This window comes from Selenomonas oralis, from assembly GCF_051603425.1.
GTDB lineage: Bacteria > Bacillota > Negativicutes > Selenomonadales > Selenomonadaceae > Selenomonas > Selenomonas sputigena_A.
Genome location: NZ_CP194411.1, coordinates 2,284,068 through 2,305,958 on the forward strand (window position 1 = coordinate 2,284,068; position 21,891 = coordinate 2,305,958).

Sequence of the window (21,891 nt, forward strand, 5' to 3'; positions counted from 1 at the left end):
GTTACAGCTATTACACAGCTGTAACTTTACGGCTTCCTTTATCAGCCTCACTGGACTAATTTCAAAGGCAAGTTTATATGGCTTTGTCTTTTTTTGAATCTTATCATATGTATTTTTCTCTGTCAATGAAAAGAGATTTGATATTCATACGTTGAAGGCCGTAAATAATTTTTTCATATAATTCCAGCCTTTCTGTACAGTCCGTATGACCATTTCCATTTGTTGGGGATTGCGCACCACATACTGCAACAATTTACGCCTTTGCTGACGATAGGTAGAATCAACAGTTCTAAGAAAATCCTCCATATCTTTTTCAACAGAAACTTCCGGCAGATTGGATTCCTGTATCGTGTGCTTACGTCCATCCATAAAGACAGAATCACCTAAAAACGGAATATATGATTTTAAATCAAAACGTTTTTTTATCTGCTCCTTCAAAGATTCCGAGGCGGACGGTTCGCCGTGCACGATGAATACGCGAGATGGTTCAGGACTTCTAATTGCCGCAATCCAATCGAGCAACTGACCCATATCAGCATGTGCCGAAAATCCTTCCAGCATCTGGATATTCGCCTTAACGATAATCTCTTCACCCATAACCTTAACACGTTTTACACCATCTATAAGGCGACGTCCAAGGCTTCCTTCTGCCTGGTAACCAACAAAAAGGATCGTTGATTCGGGACGCCAAAGATTATGCTTGAGATGATGCAGAATACGTCCAGCATCTGCCATACCACTGGCAGATATGATGACTGCAGAACTTTCTTGTGAGTTCAGTGCCCGTGATTCTTCTGGAGTTTCGCAAATACGCAGATGTGGCATTTGCGGCAAACCGCCGCCATGCGTAGTTAAAAGTTCTATTGTTGTATCGTCAAATTCCTGTACATTTTGCATAAAAACACGCGTTGCTGCAATGGCCATGGGGCTGTCAAGGATGATGGGAACATCTTCCATACGACCTTCTTTCCAAAGTTTATAGAAGTAGTAAAGCAATGTCTGGGTGCGGCCAACAGCAAACGACGGAATAATAAGGTTACCACCACGCTCCATAGTATCTTGCACAGCTTCCAAGAGAGCATTTTCCTTGTCATAGATTTGGTGCAAACGGTCGCCATACGTCGATTCCACCAAAAGGTAATCCGCGCCTTCAATGATTGTAGGATCTTTGATAATCGGCTGATCCGGCTGTCCTAAATCACCGGAAAAGACAAGCTTCGTTTTTTCACCATTTTCCTCTACATAAACTTCAAGAATGGCAGAACCAATAATATGACCGGCATCACGGAAACAAACTTCTATATTGTTCTCGATACGGAAGATTTCGTTATATGGCTTCGGTGAAAAAAGGTTGAGCGAAGCCTCCGCATCATCCATTGTATAAAGTGGCTGAATTAAAGTATCTCCGCTTCTTTGCATCTTACGATTCAGAACTTCAGAATCGTGTTCCTGTATGTGGGCAGAGTCAGGCAACATGATATGTGCCAATTCGCACGTTACTTTTGTGGCATAAACTGTTCCTTTGAAACCCTCCCGATAAAGTTTTGGTACCAAGCCACAATGATCGATATGGGCATGTGTCAGGACAACACAGTCAATTTCGGATGGATTAAAGAGAAATTCTTTGTAATTGAGTTCTCTTATGCGACGTCCACCTTGGAACATGCCACAGTCCACTAAGATCTTCCGTTCTTCGCTTTCTAATAAATAGGATGAACCCGTAACAGTATGAGCGGCACCAAGGAAGGTTAATTTCATTCTGCTCCACTCCTTTAGAACTTATCCCACGACTCAAGTATATCATAATTTTCTGATTTTAACTACCAAAAAAGGAAAAAGATCACTCCTTTTCCTTTTTTTCTCCCTATTCTGCCTCACCTAAAATGCGAACTTCAGGGAATAATCGAACACCATTTTTTTCAAAAACACGTTGCTGTACCTGCCGAATAAGTTCCAACACATCTTTTGCCGTAGCCCCCCCTGTATTAACAACAAAGCCTGCATGTTTGACGGAAATTTCTGCACCTCCGACAGCAAAGCCTTTGAGCCCTGTTTGCTCAATCAAAGTTCCCGCATAATATCCCTCAGGGCGCTTGAAAGTACTTCCAGCGCTTGGCATTTCAAGAGGTTGTTTGCTCTCCCTGCGCTTTGTAAAACCAGCAACCTTTTCTTCAATATTTTTCTTATCGCCTGGTATGAGTTTAAGTTCAACTTCGCAAACAGCATAACCATTCTTTTGGAAAACACTATGCCGATAAGAAAAATCCAAATCATCGACCTCGAACTCGGTGACCTCTCCCTTTGGAGAAACAGCACGTACACCTTCAACGATACTCTTCATCTCACCATCGTAGGCTCCGGCATTCATGAATACCGCGCCCCCGATACTTCCTGGGATACCACAGGCAAATTCCATGCCTGAGAGGCTGTTTTTGACAGCAAAATTTGATACATCTTGTAAAAGGGCGCCTGCTCCCGCAGTAATCCTTGCATCATTCCGTTTTATGAAGGACATCGGTGAATCGAACTTGATAACAGCACCACGTATCCCCCGATCGAGGACAAGCACATTAGAGCCATTGCCAAGTATAACAAAAGGAATATCATATTTTCTCAAGGAACGGAAAATAAATGCCACTTCATCTATGGAAGATGGAAAAATCAAATAGTCGGCCGGGCCGCCAATCTTGAATGTTGTATGTTCTTTCATCGGTTCATTGAGAAGGAATTTTTCTGCCTCTATCCTTTCCCGAATTTCGTCAACAAAATTTTGATTGATTTGCAAATCCAACCAGTCCCATCTCAAAAAATTTCGTTTACACAAAAATCAACGACCATACCAATGTCCGGAACTTTCCAGCCCAGGAAATCCTAACTGTCGCAAGGCTTCATAAGCTACAATTGCTGCCGCACTGGAAAGATTCAGCGACCGCGCGCCTTCGTGCATAGGTATGCGGATACATTTCTCCCAATGCTGTCTCAAAAGCGCTTCAGGAAGCCCCGTGGTTTCCTTTCCAAAGACAAGGAAATCATCTTCTCGATATGATACACAATCGTAAGAACGCGGTGCCTTTTTCGAGCAGTAGTAAAAATTCTCGTCAGTAAAACGACACAAAACTTCAGAAAAATTTTCATGATAATGGACTTTTACCAAGTGCCAATAATCAAGACCTGCACGTTTCAAGTGCTTGTCATCCACCATGAATCCCAAGGGTTTGACGAGATGGAGCTCTATGCCGCTTGCAGCACAGAGACGAGCAATGTTTCCAGTATTCCCTGGAATCTGTGGTTCAATCAAGACAATATGCAAGACAAATCAATCCTACCCATCATGCCAAGACAGCTCCGGTATTTGCAGATGTCGTGAGTTTTGCATAACGAGCGAGATAACCTGTCTTGATTTTGGGCTCCGGCTGTTTCCATTGCCCTTTACGCCGCTGGAGTTCTTCATCACTGACCTCAAGAGTTAATTTGCGGCTAGGGATATCAATCGAGATGATATCACCATCCTCAATGAGTGCAATGGGGCCGCCAGCCATGGCCTCAGGCGATACATGTCCGATACACGCACCTTGGCTGGCGCCACTGAAACGACCATCTGTAATAAGGCCAACCTTGAGTCCCATACCTGTAATGACTGCGGTTGGATTCAGCATTTCCTGCATACCAGGTCCGCCCTTTGGCCCTTCATAGCGAATAACGACAACATCACCATCATGAATTTTTCCATCCATAATGGCCTGAACACCTTCCTCTTCGGAAGAGAAGCATTTTGCCGTTCCTTTGTAAACCAGCATATCCTCCGATACGGCTGAAGCTTTGACAACCGCATAATCCGGTGCCAAATTGCCATGAAGAATAGCAAGCCCCCCCTGTTTTCGATAAGGCTTTTCAACGGTACGGATGACATCAGGACGCAGGATTTTCGCATTTTTGATGCGTTCCCCTATTGTACCTGAAATAGTTAAAGCATCGAGATGAATGAGTCCTTCCCGCGAAAGTTCATTCATGACAGCGGAAAGACCGCCTGCTTCATCAAGATCCTGCATATGATGTTTGCCTGCAGGACTAAGTTTCGTGATATAAGGTGTGCGACGGCTGATTTCATCGAAGAGCGGCGCAGGAAGCTCTATCCCGATTTCATGGGCAATAGCGGTCAGATGAAGTACTGTGTTGGAAGATCCCCCCACCCCCATATCTACGGTAATAGCATTTTCAAACGCTTCACGCGTCATAATATCACGGGGTCTGATATCTCTCTGTATAAGGTCCAAAATAATATTGCCTGCCCGCTTTGCCAAAAGCCTACGAGCCCCTGTATAAGCTGCCGGAATCGTACCATTGCCTGGCAGCCCCATGCCAAGAACTTCCGTCAGACTATTCATAGTATTAGCCGTGAACAATCCGGCACAGGAACCGCAGCTGGGACAGGCTTGCTCCTCTAGTGCCGTCATTTCGGTTTCATCAATAAGCCCGGCAGCAAATTTTCCTGCAGCCTCAAACGATTGGCTGACGCTTATATCTTGTCCACGAAACCGTCCCGCCAGCATCGGACCGCCGCTGACGACAATCGCGGGGATATTCAGACGGGCTGCCGCTATAAGCATTCCAGGAACTACCTTGTCACAATTCGGGATGAGCACAAGACCGTCAAAACCAGAAGCCATGGCAACAGACTCAATGGAATCAGCAATGAGCTCACGACTTGCAAGAGAAAATTTCATGCCTGTGTGCCCCATAGCAATACCGTCGCAAAGTGCGATGGCTGGAAATTCTAACGGCGTGCCGCCTGCAGCCGCTACGCCAAGTTTTGCCGCATCTGCAATTTCGCGCAGATGCAGGTGTCCGGGAACAATCTCATTAAAAGAATTGCAAATACCAATTAAAGGCTTACGCAAATCTTCTGCTCCATATCCCATCGCATGAAAAAGCGAACGATGCGCACAACGCGTTGCTCCCTTTTTTACAATATCACTTCTCATATTTTATCCCGCCTAACTAGAACATATACGAATTGATAAATATATCCTAGATTTTATCGCAAATTCACGTTGGATTCAAGAAATTTATACGCCTTAAAATTCTATGCCTTTTTGCGCTTTGATTCCCCGCTGGAAAGGATGCTTGATAAGCTTCATTTCCGTTACCAAATCTGCCTTTTCAAGAATTGCCGGAGGAGCTCCTCGCCCTGTCAAAACGAGATGCATTGAAGCAGGCTTTTCATGCAAAAATACAAGTACCTGTTCTTCTTCCAGTAAACCAAAACTCAAAGCATAATTAATTTCATCAAGAATGATCATGTCCCAGAGGCCGCTTTTCATTTCTTGTTCCGCTTCCAATAATGCCTCGTCGGCTTTCTTTCTGTGTTCTGCTAATTCTGTCTCGCTGGCTTTACGAGTAAAACCTATCCCCAACGGTCTTATTGCAATGCGACCATTCACTTTTGCCAATGCAGCAAGAGCCTTTAATTCACCATATTTCCAACTGCCCTTAATAAATTGCAACACAAGTATACGAAGCCCTGCTCCCCAAGCACGAACTGCAAGACCAATAGCTGCCGTCGTTTTTCCTTTTCCTTCTCCTGTATGGATAATCGTCAAACCTGTTGGTTCCAAAATATCTCTCCTTTGAAAGTTTTTCTTAAAATCCTATTCTGTAAGCCTAAAAAACATGATATACTAATGCTTTAGTTATTATTATAATACTTTATTTTACTTATGGTGCTGTTATGAAAAAATTTCTTTTGTTCACCTTCATCATCCTGTGCTTCACTTTCCTTTGCATCTTTTTAACCGAAAAAACAGATGTACTTGGTCTTCGCAACATTCCCTTCACCCCAATTTTTGAGGAGAACGGTGGTCATATACGAATTTCTTGGAAACGTCTGCCTTACCCCTGCTTTTATCGCATTGAAATCCTCTCCAAGACAACAGATATGGTTGATGGTACGCCTGAATATCATTCTTTTGGCTCAGAAATCACATTGAAATCTTCCTACGAAATGCCATCCACACCTATTCCAATGTACTATCGCATCACTGCCTATGGTATGTTCGGACAAATCACTCCGCCTTCTAACGTGGTGGAAAACCCTAGCTTCAACAAACCGATTCAACCGCGCCCAATTTTCGAATATACAAAGAGCAATCCAGCGAGCCGCAAACCTTTTCTTGTCTGGCACACGGTTCCTGGCGCTGTATGCTATGAATTGGAGATTCTTTCCGGCGATCCGGACAAAGATGGCGGAATTTTGCTCTCACGTCAAAATCATCTTTATAATACGGATCAAATATTCACGAATGGTTATCAAGCTGATCTTACACCTTTTATCCAAAGCGATATACAGACGCTTTATTGGCGTGTACGTGCTTTGGGCTTCCATCGCGAACCCATTGGTGAATTCTCTGAAGCTGAACCTATTTATATTGATAAAAAGAAGGCCCTCCCCACAAAACCGTTAATCAATAATTTCGATCAGATGCCAAACCCCGTGGAACCCGTTTATCCCGTTTATCAGTGGATACCTTTAAACGGCTGCAGTAATTATGAGGTTGAGCTCATGGTCGTGCCGCTGCGTCCTGAGGAAGAAAACAACACGCGGCCTTCAAAAAATCGTCAATGGGCACAGAAAGTAACCGATGCATTCAGTTGCTATGATGAATACGCACGTCCTTATGCAGGAGAATATTATTGGCGCGTCCGTGCTATAGATGATAACGGCAATACAATCGGTACATACTCTGACACAGAGAAATTTACAGTAAAAGAAAAAAGTAAGCGTATTTTCGCTGCAGCATTCGGTGACAGTATCACGCATGGAGGCGGAGCACTTTCTTTTTCTCCGATGGATCTTGAATACAGCTTTACGACATATCTCGATATCCCTGCAGTCAATATAGGACGCAGCGGAGACACATCACATACAACGATGTTACGTTTCGAGAAGGATGTCCTATATTTTCATCCTTATAATCTCTTGATACTCACAGGTTCAAACAGCTTACGCGCGCCTGATATAACTTCCGAGCAGATCATCGCCGATCTCGAGGCCATTAGGAAAAAGTGCGAAGCCAACGATATCAATCCTATTTTCCTCACGCTCATGCCCATCAATCCAGAAAATATACAACATGCGTTCCATGTTGAAACCGATCCCTTATGGTGGCAAAAACTCGCGAGGGTCAATGGCTATATCCGTGGACAAAAGCATTATATCGATCTTGAGCCATATTTTTACGATGCAAGTCGCACAATCATGGCACCCGATCTCTCCATTGACGGACTTCATCCCGACATTCGCGGCAAAATGCTTATGGCAGAAATCATCAATCGACATTTGGATCAATTCCGGAAATAATATTTTGTGTGCTGTATCTCCCCTTTCTCGCCTATATCAGCATAAAAAAGAAGCCATGTTGACTGTGTGGACTGCACAATCGACATGGCTTCCTTTTTATGAATACACAATCAGCTGATTTTTTTCTGCAAGGCGGCTTCAGCTTCTTCTGAGGTAACAAGGATCTCCCGCGGTTTACTGCCCATGCTCGGTCCTATAATTTTCATTTCTTCCATGGTATCTATAAGGCGTGCAGCACGCGTATAGCCGATACGGAAACGTCTTTGGATACTTGATGTGGAAGCCTGTCCCGAACTCATAACGAGTTCAATGGCATCGCCCAGAAGCTCATCTGCCTTATTTTTAATATCGTCTTTTTTCCCATCGTTAGCTTCCATAGCGGCATTTTCCGTGTATTCGATAATCTCTTGGTTTTCCTCCATCTGCTGTCCTTGACTTCGGATGAAGTCGAGAAGCCGCTCCACTTCCTCATCACTGACAAAAGCGCCTTGCACTCGCTGCGGTTTTGCTACACCGACAGGATAGAAGAGCATATCGCCCTTTCCCAGAAGCTTTTCTGCGCCGCTCATATCCAAAATCGTGCGCGAATCAATCTGTGAAGAAACAGCAAACGAAATGCGCGACGGAATGTTTGCTTTGATGATACCTGTGATAACATCGACGGATGGACGCTGCGTTGCGAGCACGAGATGTATGCCTGCGGCGCGCGCTTTTTGCGCGAGACGGCATATAGCGTCTTCCACATCGTGCGGTGCGACCATCATGAGGTCAGCCAGCTCATCGATAATGATGACAATGGCAGGCATCTTTTCCTCAGGATTTGCTGCATTGAAGCGCTCCATATCACGCACACCCGTTTGTGCAAACTTGGCATAGCGCTTCTCCATCTCCTGCACCGACCAGTTCAGGACGGATGCAGCCTTCTTTGCGTCAGTGACAACGGGAACCATCAGATGAGGGATGCCGTTGTAATTAGAAAGCTCCACCATCTTGGGATCAATGAGAATGAATTTGACTTCATCAGGTTTCGCTTTGAAGAGGATGCTCGTAATGAGCGTATTGATGCAGACTGACTTGCCTGATCCCGTAGCGCCAGCGACAAGAAGATGCGGCATCTTGGCGAGGTCAGCAAAAATACCCTGCCCAGCAATATCAACGCCCAAACCGACTGTAAGCTTCGACTTAGCGGCTTCAAAAGAGGGCTTTTCCAAGACTTCGCGCAGTCGGATTCCCTCAAGCTCCTTATTTGGCACCTCAATGCCAATAGCTGCTTTGCCGGGAATGGGCTCTATACGCACGGAAAACGCCGCAAGGCTCAAAGCCAGATCATCTGCCAAATTCGTGATCTTGCTGACTTTAACACCCGGCGCAGGCTCAAGCTCATAGCGCGTGACGGCGGGTCCATGGCAGGCATTGATAATCTTCGCCTTGACCTTGAAATTTTCCAGGGTTTGTGACAGTGTTTGCGCATTTTCAGCAATTTCCTGCTCAAGCTCGATATTCTTTTTCTTGACCTGAGCCGCAAGTATCTCCGCGACCTTAGGCAGTGCATAAGGCAACTCTGTGGGCTGAGCCGAAGTTTCTGCCTGCGGTTTCGTCTGCGGTTCGAGAGAAACCGGTGTAACCGAAGGCAATGCTGCGGAAGCAGGCGCAGGCGGCGATGCAAAAACTTCTTGTGGCAAGTTCATCGTCAGAGCTTGCGTGGAATCTGTCGGCTGCATCATGGCGAAGCGTTTGTCCTGCACTTCCCCCACCATAGGGACATCCGCAGGCAAGGGGACAACATCAAAGTCATCAGAGATTTCCGGCGGCGGTTCTGCAATGATTTCCGAAACCTCATCTGCGTCATTCGATTCATTTGAGGCGTACTCGATGGAAAAAGACAGTCGTTCCTCTTCCAATGCCGCTTCATCACTTACTGTTTCTTCGACTGGGTTTTCTCGTCCATGTATTCCCATAAAGTCAAAATGCGTCGGCTCGTTTTCTATCACCGAAGGTTCGGTTTCAGCAAGAAAGACATTATCTTCTTGAGCTTGAAGCACGTCAGATGCTTCTGGTGCCGTAACCGAGGAATACGGAGAAGTAGGAATATCTTCGCTAGGTGCAGTGGTTTCGTCGACTGCTGAAAAAGCTTGGTCGAAGGATTCATCCTTGTCTTGATTGTAAAAGGAGCTTTTAATCTTTTCGCGCACATGCTCTCCCAAGATGCTTTCCGCTTGCGTCACCTTCTGCTGCGCGACGACGAGCGTATCCTTCGCTTTGACGATGCCCGCCTTCGCTTGGCGCTTTGTGCGCAGCATGCCTACGGCAAGTGACCATGTTGTCGAAAGAAGAATGGCAACGACGACGCCGGTTCCCAAGAGGATGATAGCTCCCGTCACACCAAAGAATTTGCGTATGGTAAAAAGCAATCCGCCACCTAAAAGACCGCCTGCAGTTGCCAGATATTCAGGCAAGATCTCCGCTCCTACCGGTACAAGGAAATGATGCAGGATGGCAAGCACGGAAGCAAAGAGCCCTATGAGTCCGAAAAAGTGTGTAGAATAGACGATGCCGCGATGCTTCGTCACATATTGCATACCGATGAGCAAGATAACGCCGGAGGCAACCCAAGATCCCAAGCCAAAAAGATAGCGAAGAATTTTAGCAAAGTAAAGGCCAATAAAGCCAACATTCCAATCGAGTAAGCCGCCGAAGGATATAAGGCCTACAGCAAGGAATAAAAGCCCCATGATTTCATAGCGCCTGCCTGTAGGAGTCTTCGCTGCCATCGTCGCTTTTATGTTTTTTGCACTTTTTTTTCCCTTGCTGCTTCCCTTGCCGTTATTGGAAACTTTTTTTTTCAAAACGACATCACCTATCTAAAATCACAGCAGCCCGTGAAGGGCTGCTGCAAAAGACATACGGATACGTTTGCATAGAGAGGCATTTCCCCTGCCCTTGCATTAATCTGCGAGAAGATGCTCGACATGGCGCTTCGTCTCAAACATGATGCGCTCTTCATCGAGCGTTAAAAGCTCGCGCTTCTCCATGAGGATGCGTCCATCGACAATGACCGTATCGACCGAAGCTGCATTAGCGGAATAAACGAGCAGCGATACAGGATCATAACGCGGCACCCAAGCGGGGCTATTCATATCAAAGAGAACGATGTCCGCTTTGTAGCCCTCCTTCAAGAGCCCGACATCAGAAAAACCGACAGCCTTGGCTCCATATTCCGTTCCCATGCGCAGCGCTTCTCTTGCGGGTACAGCCTCAGGATCATAACTCGCGACTTTGTGCAGCATAGCGGCAAGATTGACTTCTTCGAGCATGTCGAGGTTGTTGTTGCTCGACGTGCCGTCCGTGCCGAGAGCGACGCAGATACCCTCTGCGAGGAGTCGCGGTACTGGTGCGATGCCGCTTGCAAGCTTCATATTACTACCGGGATTGTGCGCTACACGGATGCCATAGTTCTTAATGATGGAGATATCCTCATCATCAAGATGCACGCAGTGCGCTGCCAACGTGCCGTTATCAAAAAGTCCCGTGGAAGCGACATGCGCGAAGGGGCGTTTGCCGTACTGCTTGAAACAATCCTCCACTTCTCCCTTCGTTTCCGACATATGGATATGGATCTCTGCTCCAAGCGACTGCGCCGCCTCTGCCACTTTGCGCAGATAGTCGGGCGGGCATGTATAAAGCGCATGCGGTCCAAACATCACGGTAATGCGGCCGTCAGCCTTCTTATGCCAATTCTTAAAGAGTGTCACGTTCTCCTTAAGCTTTTCATCAGCATCAGGAACCACACCGATCAGACCGCGGGAGAGCACCGCACGCAGCCCCGCTTTCTCGGCAACTTCAGCAACCTTTTCCATATCGGGACCATACATATCAGCGAAGGTTGTTGTGCCGCCTTGAATCATCTCTGCCGCAGCGAGCATTGCGCCCCAGTAAATGTCTTCGCTTCGCATCTTCGCCTCGATTGGCCAGATCTTCTGCTGCAGCCAATCCATGAGCTTCATATCATCCGCATAGCTTCTGAGAAGCGTCATGGATGCATGCGTATGGGCGTTGACGAAGCCAGGAATGGCAAGCTTATCCTTCGCGTCAATCGTGCGCTCGGGCTGCCACAAAGCGGGAATCTCGCCGATCGCCGCAATCTTATTCCCCTCGATTGCAATATTTCCTTCCAGCACAGTACCATCCGCTTGGAGAATCAGTGCGTTAGAAACTAAAATCTTCATAGCCTGCACCTCTTCTTAGGCAAGACCGAGATAGGCCTTCTGTTCATCCGTTAAATAGTCGATAGCAACACCTGCTGCTTTGAGCTTAAGTTCGGCAATCTTTGTGTTGATTTCATCTGGCATAAGATAGACCTTCTTATCAAGTTCCGCATGATGATTGAGGATATGAAGCGCTGAGAAAAATTGTACGCCGAAGGAAAGATCCATGATTTCTGCCGGGTGTCCATCACCTGCTGCGAGATTCACGAGACGGCCCTCCGCAAGAAGATAGAGTTTCCTGCCGTCCTTCTGCTTGAATTCCTCAATGTTCTTGCGCACCGTGCGGCGCGATACGGAAATCTCTTCAAGCTCGGGGATATTGATTTCCACATCGAAGTGACCGGAATTCGCCATCATGGCTCCATCCTTCATAACCTCATAGTGATGCTTACGAATGACATCTTTATCGCCCGTCAATGTCAGGAAAATATCGCCGATACGAGCCGCCTCATCCATAGGCATAACGCGGAAGCCGTCGAAGACCGCCTCGATCGCCTTGATGGGATCTACCTCCGTGATGACAACATTTGCACCGAGCCCTTGCGCGCGCATGGCTCCGCCTTTGCCGCACCAGCCGTAGCCAGCGATAACGACCGTCTTCCCTGCAATGCCGAGATTCGTGGTACGCATGATGCCGTCCCATGTCGACTGCCCCGTACCGTAGCGGTTGTCAAACAGATACTTGCAGTAAGCGTCATTCGCCGCAATCATCGGGAACTCAAGCTTGCCTGCACGAGCTAATGAATGGAGGCGATGCACCCCTGTCGTCGTTTCCTCGGACCCCCCGAGAATATTGGGCAAAAGCTCGCGCCGCTTCGTGTGCAAAAGGTTTACAAGATCTCCCCCGTCGTCGATGATAATATCCGGCTTGATATCGAGCGCCTTGTTGATATACATTTCATAATCTTCATCACTGCAGGCATGCGTTGCGAAAACATAAAGGCCATCCTCGACCAAAGCTGCCGCAATATCATCTTGTGTGGAAAGCGGGTTGCTGCCTGTGATGGCTACTTCTGCACCCGCATTCTTCATAATGAGCGCCAAATATGCCGTTTTCGCCTCAAGGTGAAGCGTAATGACAATCTTCTTTCCCGCAAAAGGTTTTGTTATAGAAAATTCTTTGTTGACGGCCTCCATCACCGGCATGAAGTTCTTGACCCAATTGATTTTATCATGCCCAGACGGTGCGAGACTGATATCCTTAATCATCGATTCCATAAACATACTCCTCCTAAATTTCTTTTGCCATTAAAACAAAATAGACATTTTCACCGCAACAATTTTTCCAAATAGACATAATCCGTGAGATCCGTCTTCAAAGGGGTGATAGAGATATAGCCACGTTCCACGGCAACAATATCTGTTGCTTCGTCGTTTCCCTCATCGAGAATTTCTCCGCCAAGGAAATAGCATTCCCTGCCTTCGGCATCCTCAAATCGCTGAAAAGCATTGACATAATCACGACGACCAAGCTGCGTAAAAACAAACTCCGGTCCGTTTGAGCCAAACCTTTTAGGGAAATTCACATTATAGAAATTTACCTGCTCCTGTTCATAAAATAAAGGGACAAGATTTTCTGCCATAATTTGGGCCACCGCTTCGTAGGAGATTTCAGCGTTTATGTCAAGGGAAATTGCTGTTGCTGTAATACCGTGCAGATATGCTTCCATCGCGGCATTCGCTGTCCCCGAATAAAGCACATCCGTGCCAAGATTTGCACCATGATTGATGCCGGAGATGACATACTCTGGATATATATCGGAAGAAATCGCCTCAAGATAAAGCTTTACACAATCTGCAGGCGTTCCTTCGATACGGTAAGCCGCCACACCATACTTTTCTTCCAATGGTCGATATCGATCCAAACGAATGCAATGCTTGACCGTTATCGCATGGGACATACCGCTTTGTTCTTTGGCAGGAGCGGCCACGACTACTGTATGGCATGGTGAAAGCACGCGGACAAGTGCCTCGATGCCTTCTGCTTCTATACCATCATCATTTGTCAACAGGATTCGCAAACTATCCCTCGTTTCTTTTATATCATCAGGGAGACAATCGCACGACAAGTTTTGTATCCGGCTTAAGATCCTCGCCTATATCTTTGGGTACGGAGATGCGCACAAGAATCTTTTGCCCCGTTCCATCCGTATCTTTGGTTTCCTCTTTCTGCTCTTCTGTCTCTTGTGGGTCTATGATATCCTGTACAGTGCCCTGTATATCATGTCCATTTGTTTGATATGACGCAAACTGTCCGAGACGTACTTTATCTTTAAGCGTTGGTTCGATGTATGCCTCTATCCATAAGTTGTCTGCATTACCGACATTCGCAACGACTTGCCCATCATTTACGGCTCTTTCCAAAGAAATTTCTGAGGAAAGATAAACCGTACCTGAAACAGGCGCTCTGATTTCTGTGCTTTCCTTTGCCTTCTGCGCTTTGGCTAAAGCAATTTCCGCCTGTTTGAGCAAAAGCTCTGCCTGTTTAATTTGCTCAGGCGAAGCGGGTTGAATGATGGTCTGATACCCAACATTGCCAGTTGGACGGGATTGGCTCCCTGCAACAGCAGCATTGTATTCCGCTTCTGCCTGCTCGCGTTTCACCGCGCTTATTGCCCCCATGGCATAGAGCTCATTCATGCGATCCAAACGCGCCTTTGCTTGTGCCACATCGGGGGCGGAAGAGGCATCTCCGCTTCCGGCTCCTGGGATCGCTTGAGTTACAGGAATCCCTTTTTGCAATTCCGCGAGACTTCGTTTTGCCAAATCGACGTTTTGCTGCAGTTGCTGCAAATCTTCGTCTGTAACATTGACTTTGATACGTGCAATGAGATCTCCTGCGTTTACATGCGCACCGTTTTCCACAAGAATCTCAGCAACTGTGCCGTCAGCTCTCGTCTTTACACTGACAAGGGCACTCATCACCTTCGCATCATCAATAGTCACATAGCTGTGTGAACGTTGATAAAACCATATTCCGCCTACAGAAAGAATGGTCATGAGGAAAACAGCAACCAACCCCCATTTCAGGAAATGGTTTACCTTTTTTGTAATATCAACTTCCAAGGACATCCCCCTCATTTAAAAGGAACCGCCATGGGGACAAACAATTGTTGTCTCGCAGTCACCATTATATCAGGAAAATCCAAGCATTCCTGATATAAGAAAAAATGGATCGCCTATTTTCAAGCAAAGCGACATACAATATTACTTATCCAACTTACGCCTGTATTTTAAGCAATTTGTTCCGCAATCATCTTTTCTGCCTCTCTTAAGGCATCTGACATCTTTGAAGGATCCTTGCCGCCTGCTTGTGCCATTTCCTTTCGACCGCCACCACCGCCTCCGACAATCTTCGCTGCAGCTTTGACGATATTGCCTGCATGAATTCCTTTTGCTACAGCATTTGCACTAGCTTTTGCCACAAGATTTACTTTACCTTCATGATTTGCAGCAAGAATCACCACACCATCCACCAAACGATCAAGCATCATATCGGCAATCTTTCGAATCTCATCCATATCATTGGCTTCAACAACACCGATAGAAACAGCAATATCGCCAATCTGCTTCTTGGAAGACAGTAAGACATCCACATCACCCAGGGCACGCTCTTTTGCGAACGATGACAGTTCACATTTCATTTTTTTATTTTCAGCAAGTGCGGCTTCGATATGTTCAGAAACTTCATCATCACGGCATTTAAGGATCTGAGCAGCCGCAGCAAGCGTCGCCGCTTTCCCATTCATATAATCAAGGGCTGCTTTACCTGTCAAAGCCTCGATACGGCGCACACCCGAGGCAATGCCCGTTTCGCTGATGATTTTGAATATGCCGATCTCACCGATGTTGTTCACATGCGAACCACCACAAAGCTCTATGCTAAAATCAGGCACAGACACAACACGCACAACATCACCATATTTTTCGCCAAAAAGTGCCATCGCACCCATTTCTTTTGCCTTAGCAAGTTCCATCTGGGAAATGACGACAGACTTTGCCATCAAAATCTGCTCGTTGACCATACGTTCTACTTCCTCAAGTTGAAGCGGTGTCACTGGCTCAAAATTAGAAAAATCAAAACGCAAGCGCTCGGGAGTAACCAGAGATCCTGCCTGATTGACCTGTGCACCAACGACATGTTTTAACGCCGCCTGTAGAAGATGTGTTGCCGTATGATTGCGTGCTGAGGACAACTTTTTTGCGGCATCAATCTTGATGGATACTCTGTCATGAACCCTCAGTATCCCTTCTTCAATATAACCAATATGATATACGGTTCCATCCGGCAATTTTTTTGCATTTGACACATGGATGCGCCCCAACTCGCTCTGCAGCAAGCCTTCGTCGCCCACTTGCCCGCCGCCTTCCGCATAAAATGGCGTTTCTTTCAGGATTATGCCTGCCTCTTCACCATCATGCAATTCTTCGACAAGCGCACCGTCTTTCCAAATAGCAACAACCGTAGACTCTTCAGCATTTGAATCAACATGGAGATTCACCGTATCAATCCCCGAAAGATCCGGTACAGCGACGCGTTGATTTTCTTGTCGTGCAGCACGGGCACGTTCCCGTTGCTCATTCATCGCCCGATCAAAAGCAATCTTGTCGAGTTCCATGCCATTCTCATGAAGGATCTCGTTCGTAACTTCCCACGGAAAACCGTATGTATCGTAGAGCTTGAATCCGATTTCTCCCGCAAGAATATTTTTCCCTTCACACCGTAAATCGTCCATATGGGCAGTGAGAAGTTCCATACCCTGTGCCAATGTCGCCGCAAAACGATCTTCCTCCAGGCTGATAACCTTCTTGATATATTCTTTTTTATCGACAAGTTCCTCAAAATCAGATGCATTTCCATAAATTCCTACTACGGTCTCGACTGCGCCTTCCAGGAATTTGTCATGTATGCCAAGTATCCGGCCATGTCGTACAGCACGGCGTAAAATACGACGCAAGACATAGCCACGACCCTCGTTGGAAGGCATAATACCATCCATGATCATTATCGCCATACTACGAGTGTGATCAGCGATGACTTTCAAGGATATATCTTTTTCCGCATTTTCACCATATACTACACCCGAAATCTTTGAGGTATATTCAATGATAGGGAAGAGCAGATCCGTTTCAAAATTTGTTTTTTTATTTTGTATCACGGAAGCAAGTCTTTCAAGACCACAGCCTGTATCAATATTTTTATGTTCAAGAGGCTCATACTGCCCCTCCTCGGTGCGGTCAAATTGTGTAAAGACGAGATTCCAGATTTCCAAATAACGGTCACAATCGCAGCCAACAGCACAGTCCGGACTTCCACAGCCGCGCTCTTCTCCAAGGTCAATATAAATTTCTGAATCCGGGCCACATGGTCCAGGACCGATTTCCCAAAAATTATCGTCAAGTTTTACGATATGATCTTGCAGAAAACCTGGTTGTTCATGCCAAATAGATACCGCTTCGTCATCCTTCGGATAGACTGTCACCCAAAGTTTCTCTTTAGGCAATTCTAGAACATCTGTAAGAAATTCCCATGCCCAAGCGATAGCTTCTTTTTTAAAATAATCGCCAAAAGAGAAGTTGCCCAGCATTTCAAAATATGTCTGGTGTCGAGCCGTGCGTCCCACATTTTCAATATCTCCGGTTCGAACACATCGTTGACTCGTCGTAATACGTGTACGAGGCGGTTTCATCTTTCCTGTAAAAAAAGGCTTGAATGGAGCCATACCTGCACCGATCATTAAAAGTGTCGGATCATTCTCGGGAATAAGCGATGCGCTAGGCAACCGCAAATGCCCCTTCTTCTCCGCAAAAAACTGCAAATATGCCTCACGCAATTCATTTCCTGTCATATATTTCAAGAAAATCTACCTCCATTCGTTATCCTAATCAAGAGATTATATCATATTTCAGCCGACCTATTCCAGTGCGTTGGCGAAAGGAAGTTTACTCTGGAAGTTTACCTTGACTGATAAGATCTACCACTTCGTCTTCAGAAAGAATTTTTACACCAAGATGCTCTGCTATTTGTAATTTGCTTCCAGCACGTTCCCCTGCCACAAGATAATCGGTATTTTTCGAGACGGAACCCGTTACACGACCACCGTATTTTTCGATCAGGGCAGTAATTTCCTTTCGTCCATATGAGGCTAATGTGCCAGTTACGACAAATGTCAGATTCTTAAGAGCTGTAGTTCTTTCTTCCTCTTTCTGTAATACGAAATTAAGACCAAGAGCTTTAAGCTCCTCCAAAATCCTTTTATTTTCCTCATTTTGAAAATATTCGTATATGTTGCTGGCACTAATCTCCCCCATATCATGAACTTCAAGAATTTCTTCTTTTGAAGCTTTTGCCAAAGCGTCCAAGGATTCGAAATGACGCATGAGAGAAGCCGCTGTTGTTTTGCCAATCCCGGAGATGCCCAATCCTGTCAAAAGGCATTGAGGCTCGCGCTTTTTTGCTTCATCTATGGTCATAAGGAGTTTATCTGTATTTTTTTCTTTCCCTACAATTCCTTTTGCAATCAAATCTGTACGTTTTTCGAACAAGTGAAATATATCTGTAATATTATGGAGGTAGCCGCCTTTTATTAAAGCGGCAATATTTTTTTCCCCGAGACCTTTAATATCCATGGCATCCCGACTGACAAAATTCAGTATATGATTTTCAATCTGTGCAGGACAATTTTGATTGATGCACTTTATATCAACAGATTTTCCTTCTCGCACCGCCTTTGCCCCACAAACAGGACAGCAGCTGCCTATTTGAAAAGGCTGCGTTCCTATGGGACGTTTTTCTTTGACAACAGCCTTGATTTTTGGAATAATTTCTCCTGATTTATAAACAAGAACTGTATCTCCGATACGAATATCAAGCTGATCAATAAAATCCTGATTGTGCAAAGTCGCTCTTTCCACAGTTGTACCACAAAGACGAATTGGGTCGAAGGAAGCCGTGGGAGTGATGCGACCTGTCCGTCCAACAGAAAGTCCAATACTGCGGACAATGCTCTCCTTCTCTTCCGGAGGATATTTATAGGCAATGGCCCAACGCGGCGCCTTGGAAGTAGCGCCAAGTTCTGTTCTTTGCTTAAAAGAATTAAGCTTTATAACGGCACCGTCGATATCATAGGGCAATTCCCCTCTGGAGTTACCGATTTTTTCAATAGCAGTCCAAACCTCTTCCGCTGTATGACAAACATGATAGCCATGAATAATCTTGATGCCTTGACGCCTCATGAAAGCATAGGATTCCTCATGTGTTTTAAAAGAAATTCCATCTGCTTTTTGCAGATTAAAGATAAAAAGCGAAAGGTTCCGCTCTTTCGTAATCCGGCTATTGAGCTGGCGCAATGTGCCTGCTGCACAATTACGTGGATTGGAAAACTGCTTGAGACCAAGTAGTTGTTGGCGTTCATTTACTGCGGTGAACGCTGCCCGTGTCATATAAACCTCGCCGCGAATTTCAAAATAAGGAATGGCTTCTTTAAGGTTTTGTACCACATCCTTTATTACCTTTGCATTTTCCGTTACATCTTCGCCTTGAAATATGCCGTCTCCTCTTGTAATAGCACGCACAAGCTTACCATTCTCATAGCGCAGGGCTAGAGACAAACCGTCGATTTTTTCCTCAACAACAAATTCAGGATTTTCCAATTGTTCTTTTACATCATGCACAAATGATTCAATTTCCTGTCGTGAGAAAACATCTTGCAGAGAAAGCATAGGAACATCATGTCGCACCAATATGCCGACAGTACGCTTTGCTGTACCACCGATCATTTGTGTCGGTGAATTTTCTGTTATAAGTTCAGGATATTCCTTTTCCAAAGATTTTAATCGCAGCATGAGTTGATCGTATTCATAATCGCTGATTTCTGGGTTGTCGTCATTATAATAGCGAACATTATGATGGCGAATCGTACGCCGTAACCTCAGAAGCTCTTTTTTTATTTCTTTAATATCCATAGCGACCTCATATCTTTTCTATCGGTGCATATTTTTGCATAAGTCCCTTGATACCGACTTGCGGAAAAGCAATTTTGAGCTCAACTTCCTCTCCTTCCCCTCGGACAGAAACAATCGTACCGATTCCCCATTTACCATGACACACCTTATCACCTTCCCGCCATATCACATCCAGGTTCGGGCGAATTGGATTCTCCGAAGTTCTTTCCTTGTGCTGTACAGAACGTAGTTTCGAACATATAGGCAGAGCGGGATTTGATCCAACCAGGTTTATAAGCGATGAGGATTTTTTTAGCTCCTGCAATACCTCAAAAGCAGATTGCGGTCGTCCTATACCATAATTTTTTCCTGATCGCTGTGGCTGTTCCAAATATTTTTCCGGAATTTCTGCCAGAAACCGCGATGGTGGATAAGCATTGCTTTTGCCGTACAATGTTCGGTAGCGCGCATAGGTCAAATAAAGTTTTTTTTCGGCGCGTGTGATACCGACATAGCAAGTGCGGCGTTCTTCCTCAATTTCGTCTGGTTCCAGCAACGTCCTTGCATGAGGGAAAATCCCCTCTTCCATACCGACAAGAAAAACCGTTGGGAACTCAAGTCCTTTTGCGGAATGAAGTGTCATAAGTGTTACACGGTCATCTTCTATATCCGCTGTATCAATGTCAGAGACGAGCGCAATCTGGTTTAAGAAATTTTCCAGCGAGGAATCTTCCTCTTTTGTCTCAAATTCTCGTGCGACACCAACGAATTCCCGCAAATTCTCAATGCGCATTTGTGTGTCTGGCGTATTTTGACTCTCAAGTGCCTGTAAATAACCTGTATCTTCCAACAAAGTTTCAATAAAACGTGAAATCGGCATGGAATCAAATTTTCCCATTAGATTGAAAAGCAATACAGCAAATGACTCAAGAAGATTTTTAGCTCGCGCTTTAAGACCAAGTTCCGACAATATCTCGTTACTGGAAATGACGTCGAAAAGAGAAACTTCGTTTAAGGCAGCATATTCCATAATCTTGCCAATCGTCGCTGCGCCAATACCGCGCTTAGGTACATTGATAATACGAAGCAGACTGACTGAATCAAACGGATTATAAAGAATATGCAGATAAGCAATGATATCTTTGATTTCCATACGGTCATAGAATTTTAACCCGCCTACAATCGTATAAGGAATAGCTGCCGACATCATGGCTTCCTCTAGCACGCGGGATTGTGCGTTTGTACGATAAAGGACAGCGATATCACCATACGAAGAGGCAAAAAGAGTTTTTTGTTTCTGTATGGTATCGACGACGAATCTGGCTTCATCGCGTTCGTCAATAGCTTGATAAAGACAAATTCTTTCACCGGAGACATTCTCTGTCCATAGCTTTTTAGGTTTGCGGTTTTCATTATTTTGTATAACAGCATTTGCCGCTGCAAGAATATTTTTTGTGGAACGGTAATTTTGTTCAAGTTTTATGGTCTTTGTTTCAGGAAAGTCTTTCTCGAAATTCAGGATATTGCTGATATCTGCCCCTCGCCAACCATAAATAGATTGATCTGCATCGCCGACAACACAGATATTGTGATGTTTACCTGCAAGAAGTGTCGTAAGTCGATATTGTGCACCATTCGTATCCTGGTACTCATCGATAAGGATATACTGGAAACGACGTTGATACTTATTGCACAATTCCTTGTCCGTTTCTAAAAGATTAACGGAAATCATCAGAAGATCATCAAAATCCAACGCATTATTTTCTTTCAATTTCTTATCATACAGGCTAAAAACTTCTGCAATTTTTCTTTGGTGAAATGTGTCTGCCTGCTTAGCATAAGAACGTGGACCCAGCATGAGATTTTTAGCTATGGAAATGGTATTCTGAATCTTTGCCGGCATGAATTGCTTGTCATCAAGATTTAATTCTTTTAAACAGTTTTTAATGACGGTTCTCGAATCCGAAGCGTCATAAATAACAAAATTATCCTTATAGATATCTGTAGCCTTGATTTCACGCCGCAAAAAACGTGCGCAAAAAGAGTGGAACGTGCTAAGCCAGATATCTTTGCCCAATCCGCCAATCATACGATCTACACGTTCACGCATTTCTGCTGCAGCTTTATTTGTAAATGTAATGGCCAAAATTTTGTAAGGCGGTACATCATGCGCCAAAAGATTAGCGATTCTGCATGTAAGCACTTTTGTCTTTCCCGATCCAGCTCCTGCCATGATAAGCAATGGACCATTCAAATACGCAACCGCCTCACGCTGTGCAGGATTCAATCCATGGAAAATATCCACTGTATCAACCTTTCCAAGCA

14 protein-coding genes are annotated in these 21,891 nt (G+C 45.2%); 1 reads left to right on the forward strand and 13 read right to left on the reverse strand.

The annotated features are described in order from the left end of the window. Nucleotides 1-144: 144 nt before the first annotated feature. The 5 genes from ACRTGH_RS10840 to cobO form a co-directional block, all read right to left on the reverse strand. Nucleotides 145-1,758, reverse strand: coding sequence for an MBL fold metallo-hydrolase (locus ACRTGH_RS10840; protein WP_368846022.1), 1,614 nt, complete (start codon nucleotides 1,756-1,758; stop codon nucleotides 145-147). A gap of 106 nt (nucleotides 1,759-1,864) precedes the next feature. Beyond that, nucleotides 1,865-2,791, reverse strand: a complete 927-nt coding sequence (murB, locus tag ACRTGH_RS10845) for a UDP-N-acetylmuramate dehydrogenase (RefSeq protein ID WP_368846021.1) — start codon at nucleotides 2,789-2,791, stop codon at nucleotides 1,865-1,867. Between the two features lie 36 nt (nucleotides 2,792-2,827). After that, a complete protein-coding gene (gene trmL, locus ACRTGH_RS10850) occupies nucleotides 2,828-3,310 on the reverse strand; it encodes a tRNA (uridine(34)/cytosine(34)/5-carboxymethylaminomethyluridine(34)-2'-O)-methyltransferase TrmL (RefSeq protein WP_368846020.1) in 483 nt (160 codons plus the stop codon). A 19-nt stretch (nucleotides 3,311-3,329) separates the two neighbouring features. Further along, a complete protein-coding gene (ilvD, locus tag ACRTGH_RS10855; RefSeq protein ID WP_368846019.1) occupies nucleotides 3,330-4,982 on the reverse strand; it encodes a dihydroxy-acid dehydratase in 1,653 nt (550 codons plus the stop codon). 93 nt (nucleotides 4,983-5,075) lie between these two features. Then, nucleotides 5,076-5,618: a cob(I)yrinic acid a,c-diamide adenosyltransferase gene (gene cobO / locus ACRTGH_RS10860; RefSeq protein WP_438474886.1), complete on the reverse strand. Its 543-nt coding sequence runs from the start codon at nucleotides 5,616-5,618 to the stop codon at nucleotides 5,076-5,078. A gap of 110 nt (nucleotides 5,619-5,728) precedes the next feature. Here cobO and ACRTGH_RS10865 point away from each other — a divergent pair, with 110 nt between their 5' ends. After that, nucleotides 5,729-7,357: an SGNH/GDSL hydrolase family protein gene (locus ACRTGH_RS10865; protein WP_368846017.1), complete on the forward strand. Its 1,629-nt coding sequence runs from the start codon at nucleotides 5,729-5,731 to the stop codon at nucleotides 7,355-7,357. A 110-nt stretch (nucleotides 7,358-7,467) separates the two neighbouring features. Here ACRTGH_RS10865 and ACRTGH_RS10870 read toward each other — a convergent pair whose 3' ends face one another. From ACRTGH_RS10870 to pcrA, 8 genes are all read right to left on the reverse strand, one after another. Next, the gene (locus ACRTGH_RS10870; protein ID WP_438474347.1) at nucleotides 7,468-10,203 is read right to left on the reverse strand and encodes an FtsK/SpoIIIE family DNA translocase; all 2,736 of its coding nucleotides are present in this window, start codon (nucleotides 10,201-10,203) and stop codon (nucleotides 7,468-7,470) included. Nucleotides 10,204-10,302: 99 nt separating this feature from the next. Further along, nucleotides 10,303-11,583 carry an amidohydrolase gene (locus ACRTGH_RS10875; protein ID WP_368846016.1) on the reverse strand — a complete coding sequence of 427 codons (1,281 nt, stop codon included), beginning with the start codon at nucleotides 11,581-11,583 and terminating at the stop codon, nucleotides 10,303-10,305. A gap of 15 nt (nucleotides 11,584-11,598) precedes the next feature. Further along, on the reverse strand, nucleotides 11,599-12,840 hold the full coding sequence (locus tag ACRTGH_RS10880; protein ID WP_368846015.1) for an adenosylhomocysteinase: 1,242 nt from the start codon (nucleotides 12,838-12,840) through the stop codon (nucleotides 11,599-11,601). Between the two features lie 50 nt (nucleotides 12,841-12,890). Beyond that, nucleotides 12,891-13,643, reverse strand: a complete 753-nt coding sequence (gene surE / locus ACRTGH_RS10885) for a 5'/3'-nucleotidase SurE (RefSeq protein WP_368846014.1) — start codon at nucleotides 13,641-13,643, stop codon at nucleotides 12,891-12,893. 25 nt (nucleotides 13,644-13,668) lie between these two features. Further along, nucleotides 13,669-14,688, reverse strand: a complete 1,020-nt coding sequence (locus ACRTGH_RS10890) for an HlyD family secretion protein (RefSeq protein WP_438474350.1) — start codon at nucleotides 14,686-14,688, stop codon at nucleotides 13,669-13,671. Between the two features lie 167 nt (nucleotides 14,689-14,855). After that, nucleotides 14,856-17,471 carry an alanine--tRNA ligase gene (gene alaS / locus ACRTGH_RS10895; protein ID WP_368846226.1) on the reverse strand — a complete coding sequence of 872 codons (2,616 nt, stop codon included), beginning with the start codon at nucleotides 17,469-17,471 and terminating at the stop codon, nucleotides 14,856-14,858. A gap of 94 nt (nucleotides 17,472-17,565) precedes the next feature. Beyond that, nucleotides 17,566-19,587 carry an NAD-dependent DNA ligase LigA gene (gene ligA / locus ACRTGH_RS10900; RefSeq protein ID WP_368846012.1) on the reverse strand — a complete coding sequence of 674 codons (2,022 nt, stop codon included), beginning with the start codon at nucleotides 19,585-19,587 and terminating at the stop codon, nucleotides 17,566-17,568. A gap of 7 nt (nucleotides 19,588-19,594) precedes the next feature. Beyond that, a complete protein-coding gene (pcrA, locus tag ACRTGH_RS10905; protein ID WP_368846011.1) occupies nucleotides 19,595-21,871 on the reverse strand; it encodes a DNA helicase PcrA in 2,277 nt (758 codons plus the stop codon). Nucleotides 21,872-21,891 lie beyond the last annotated feature (20 nt).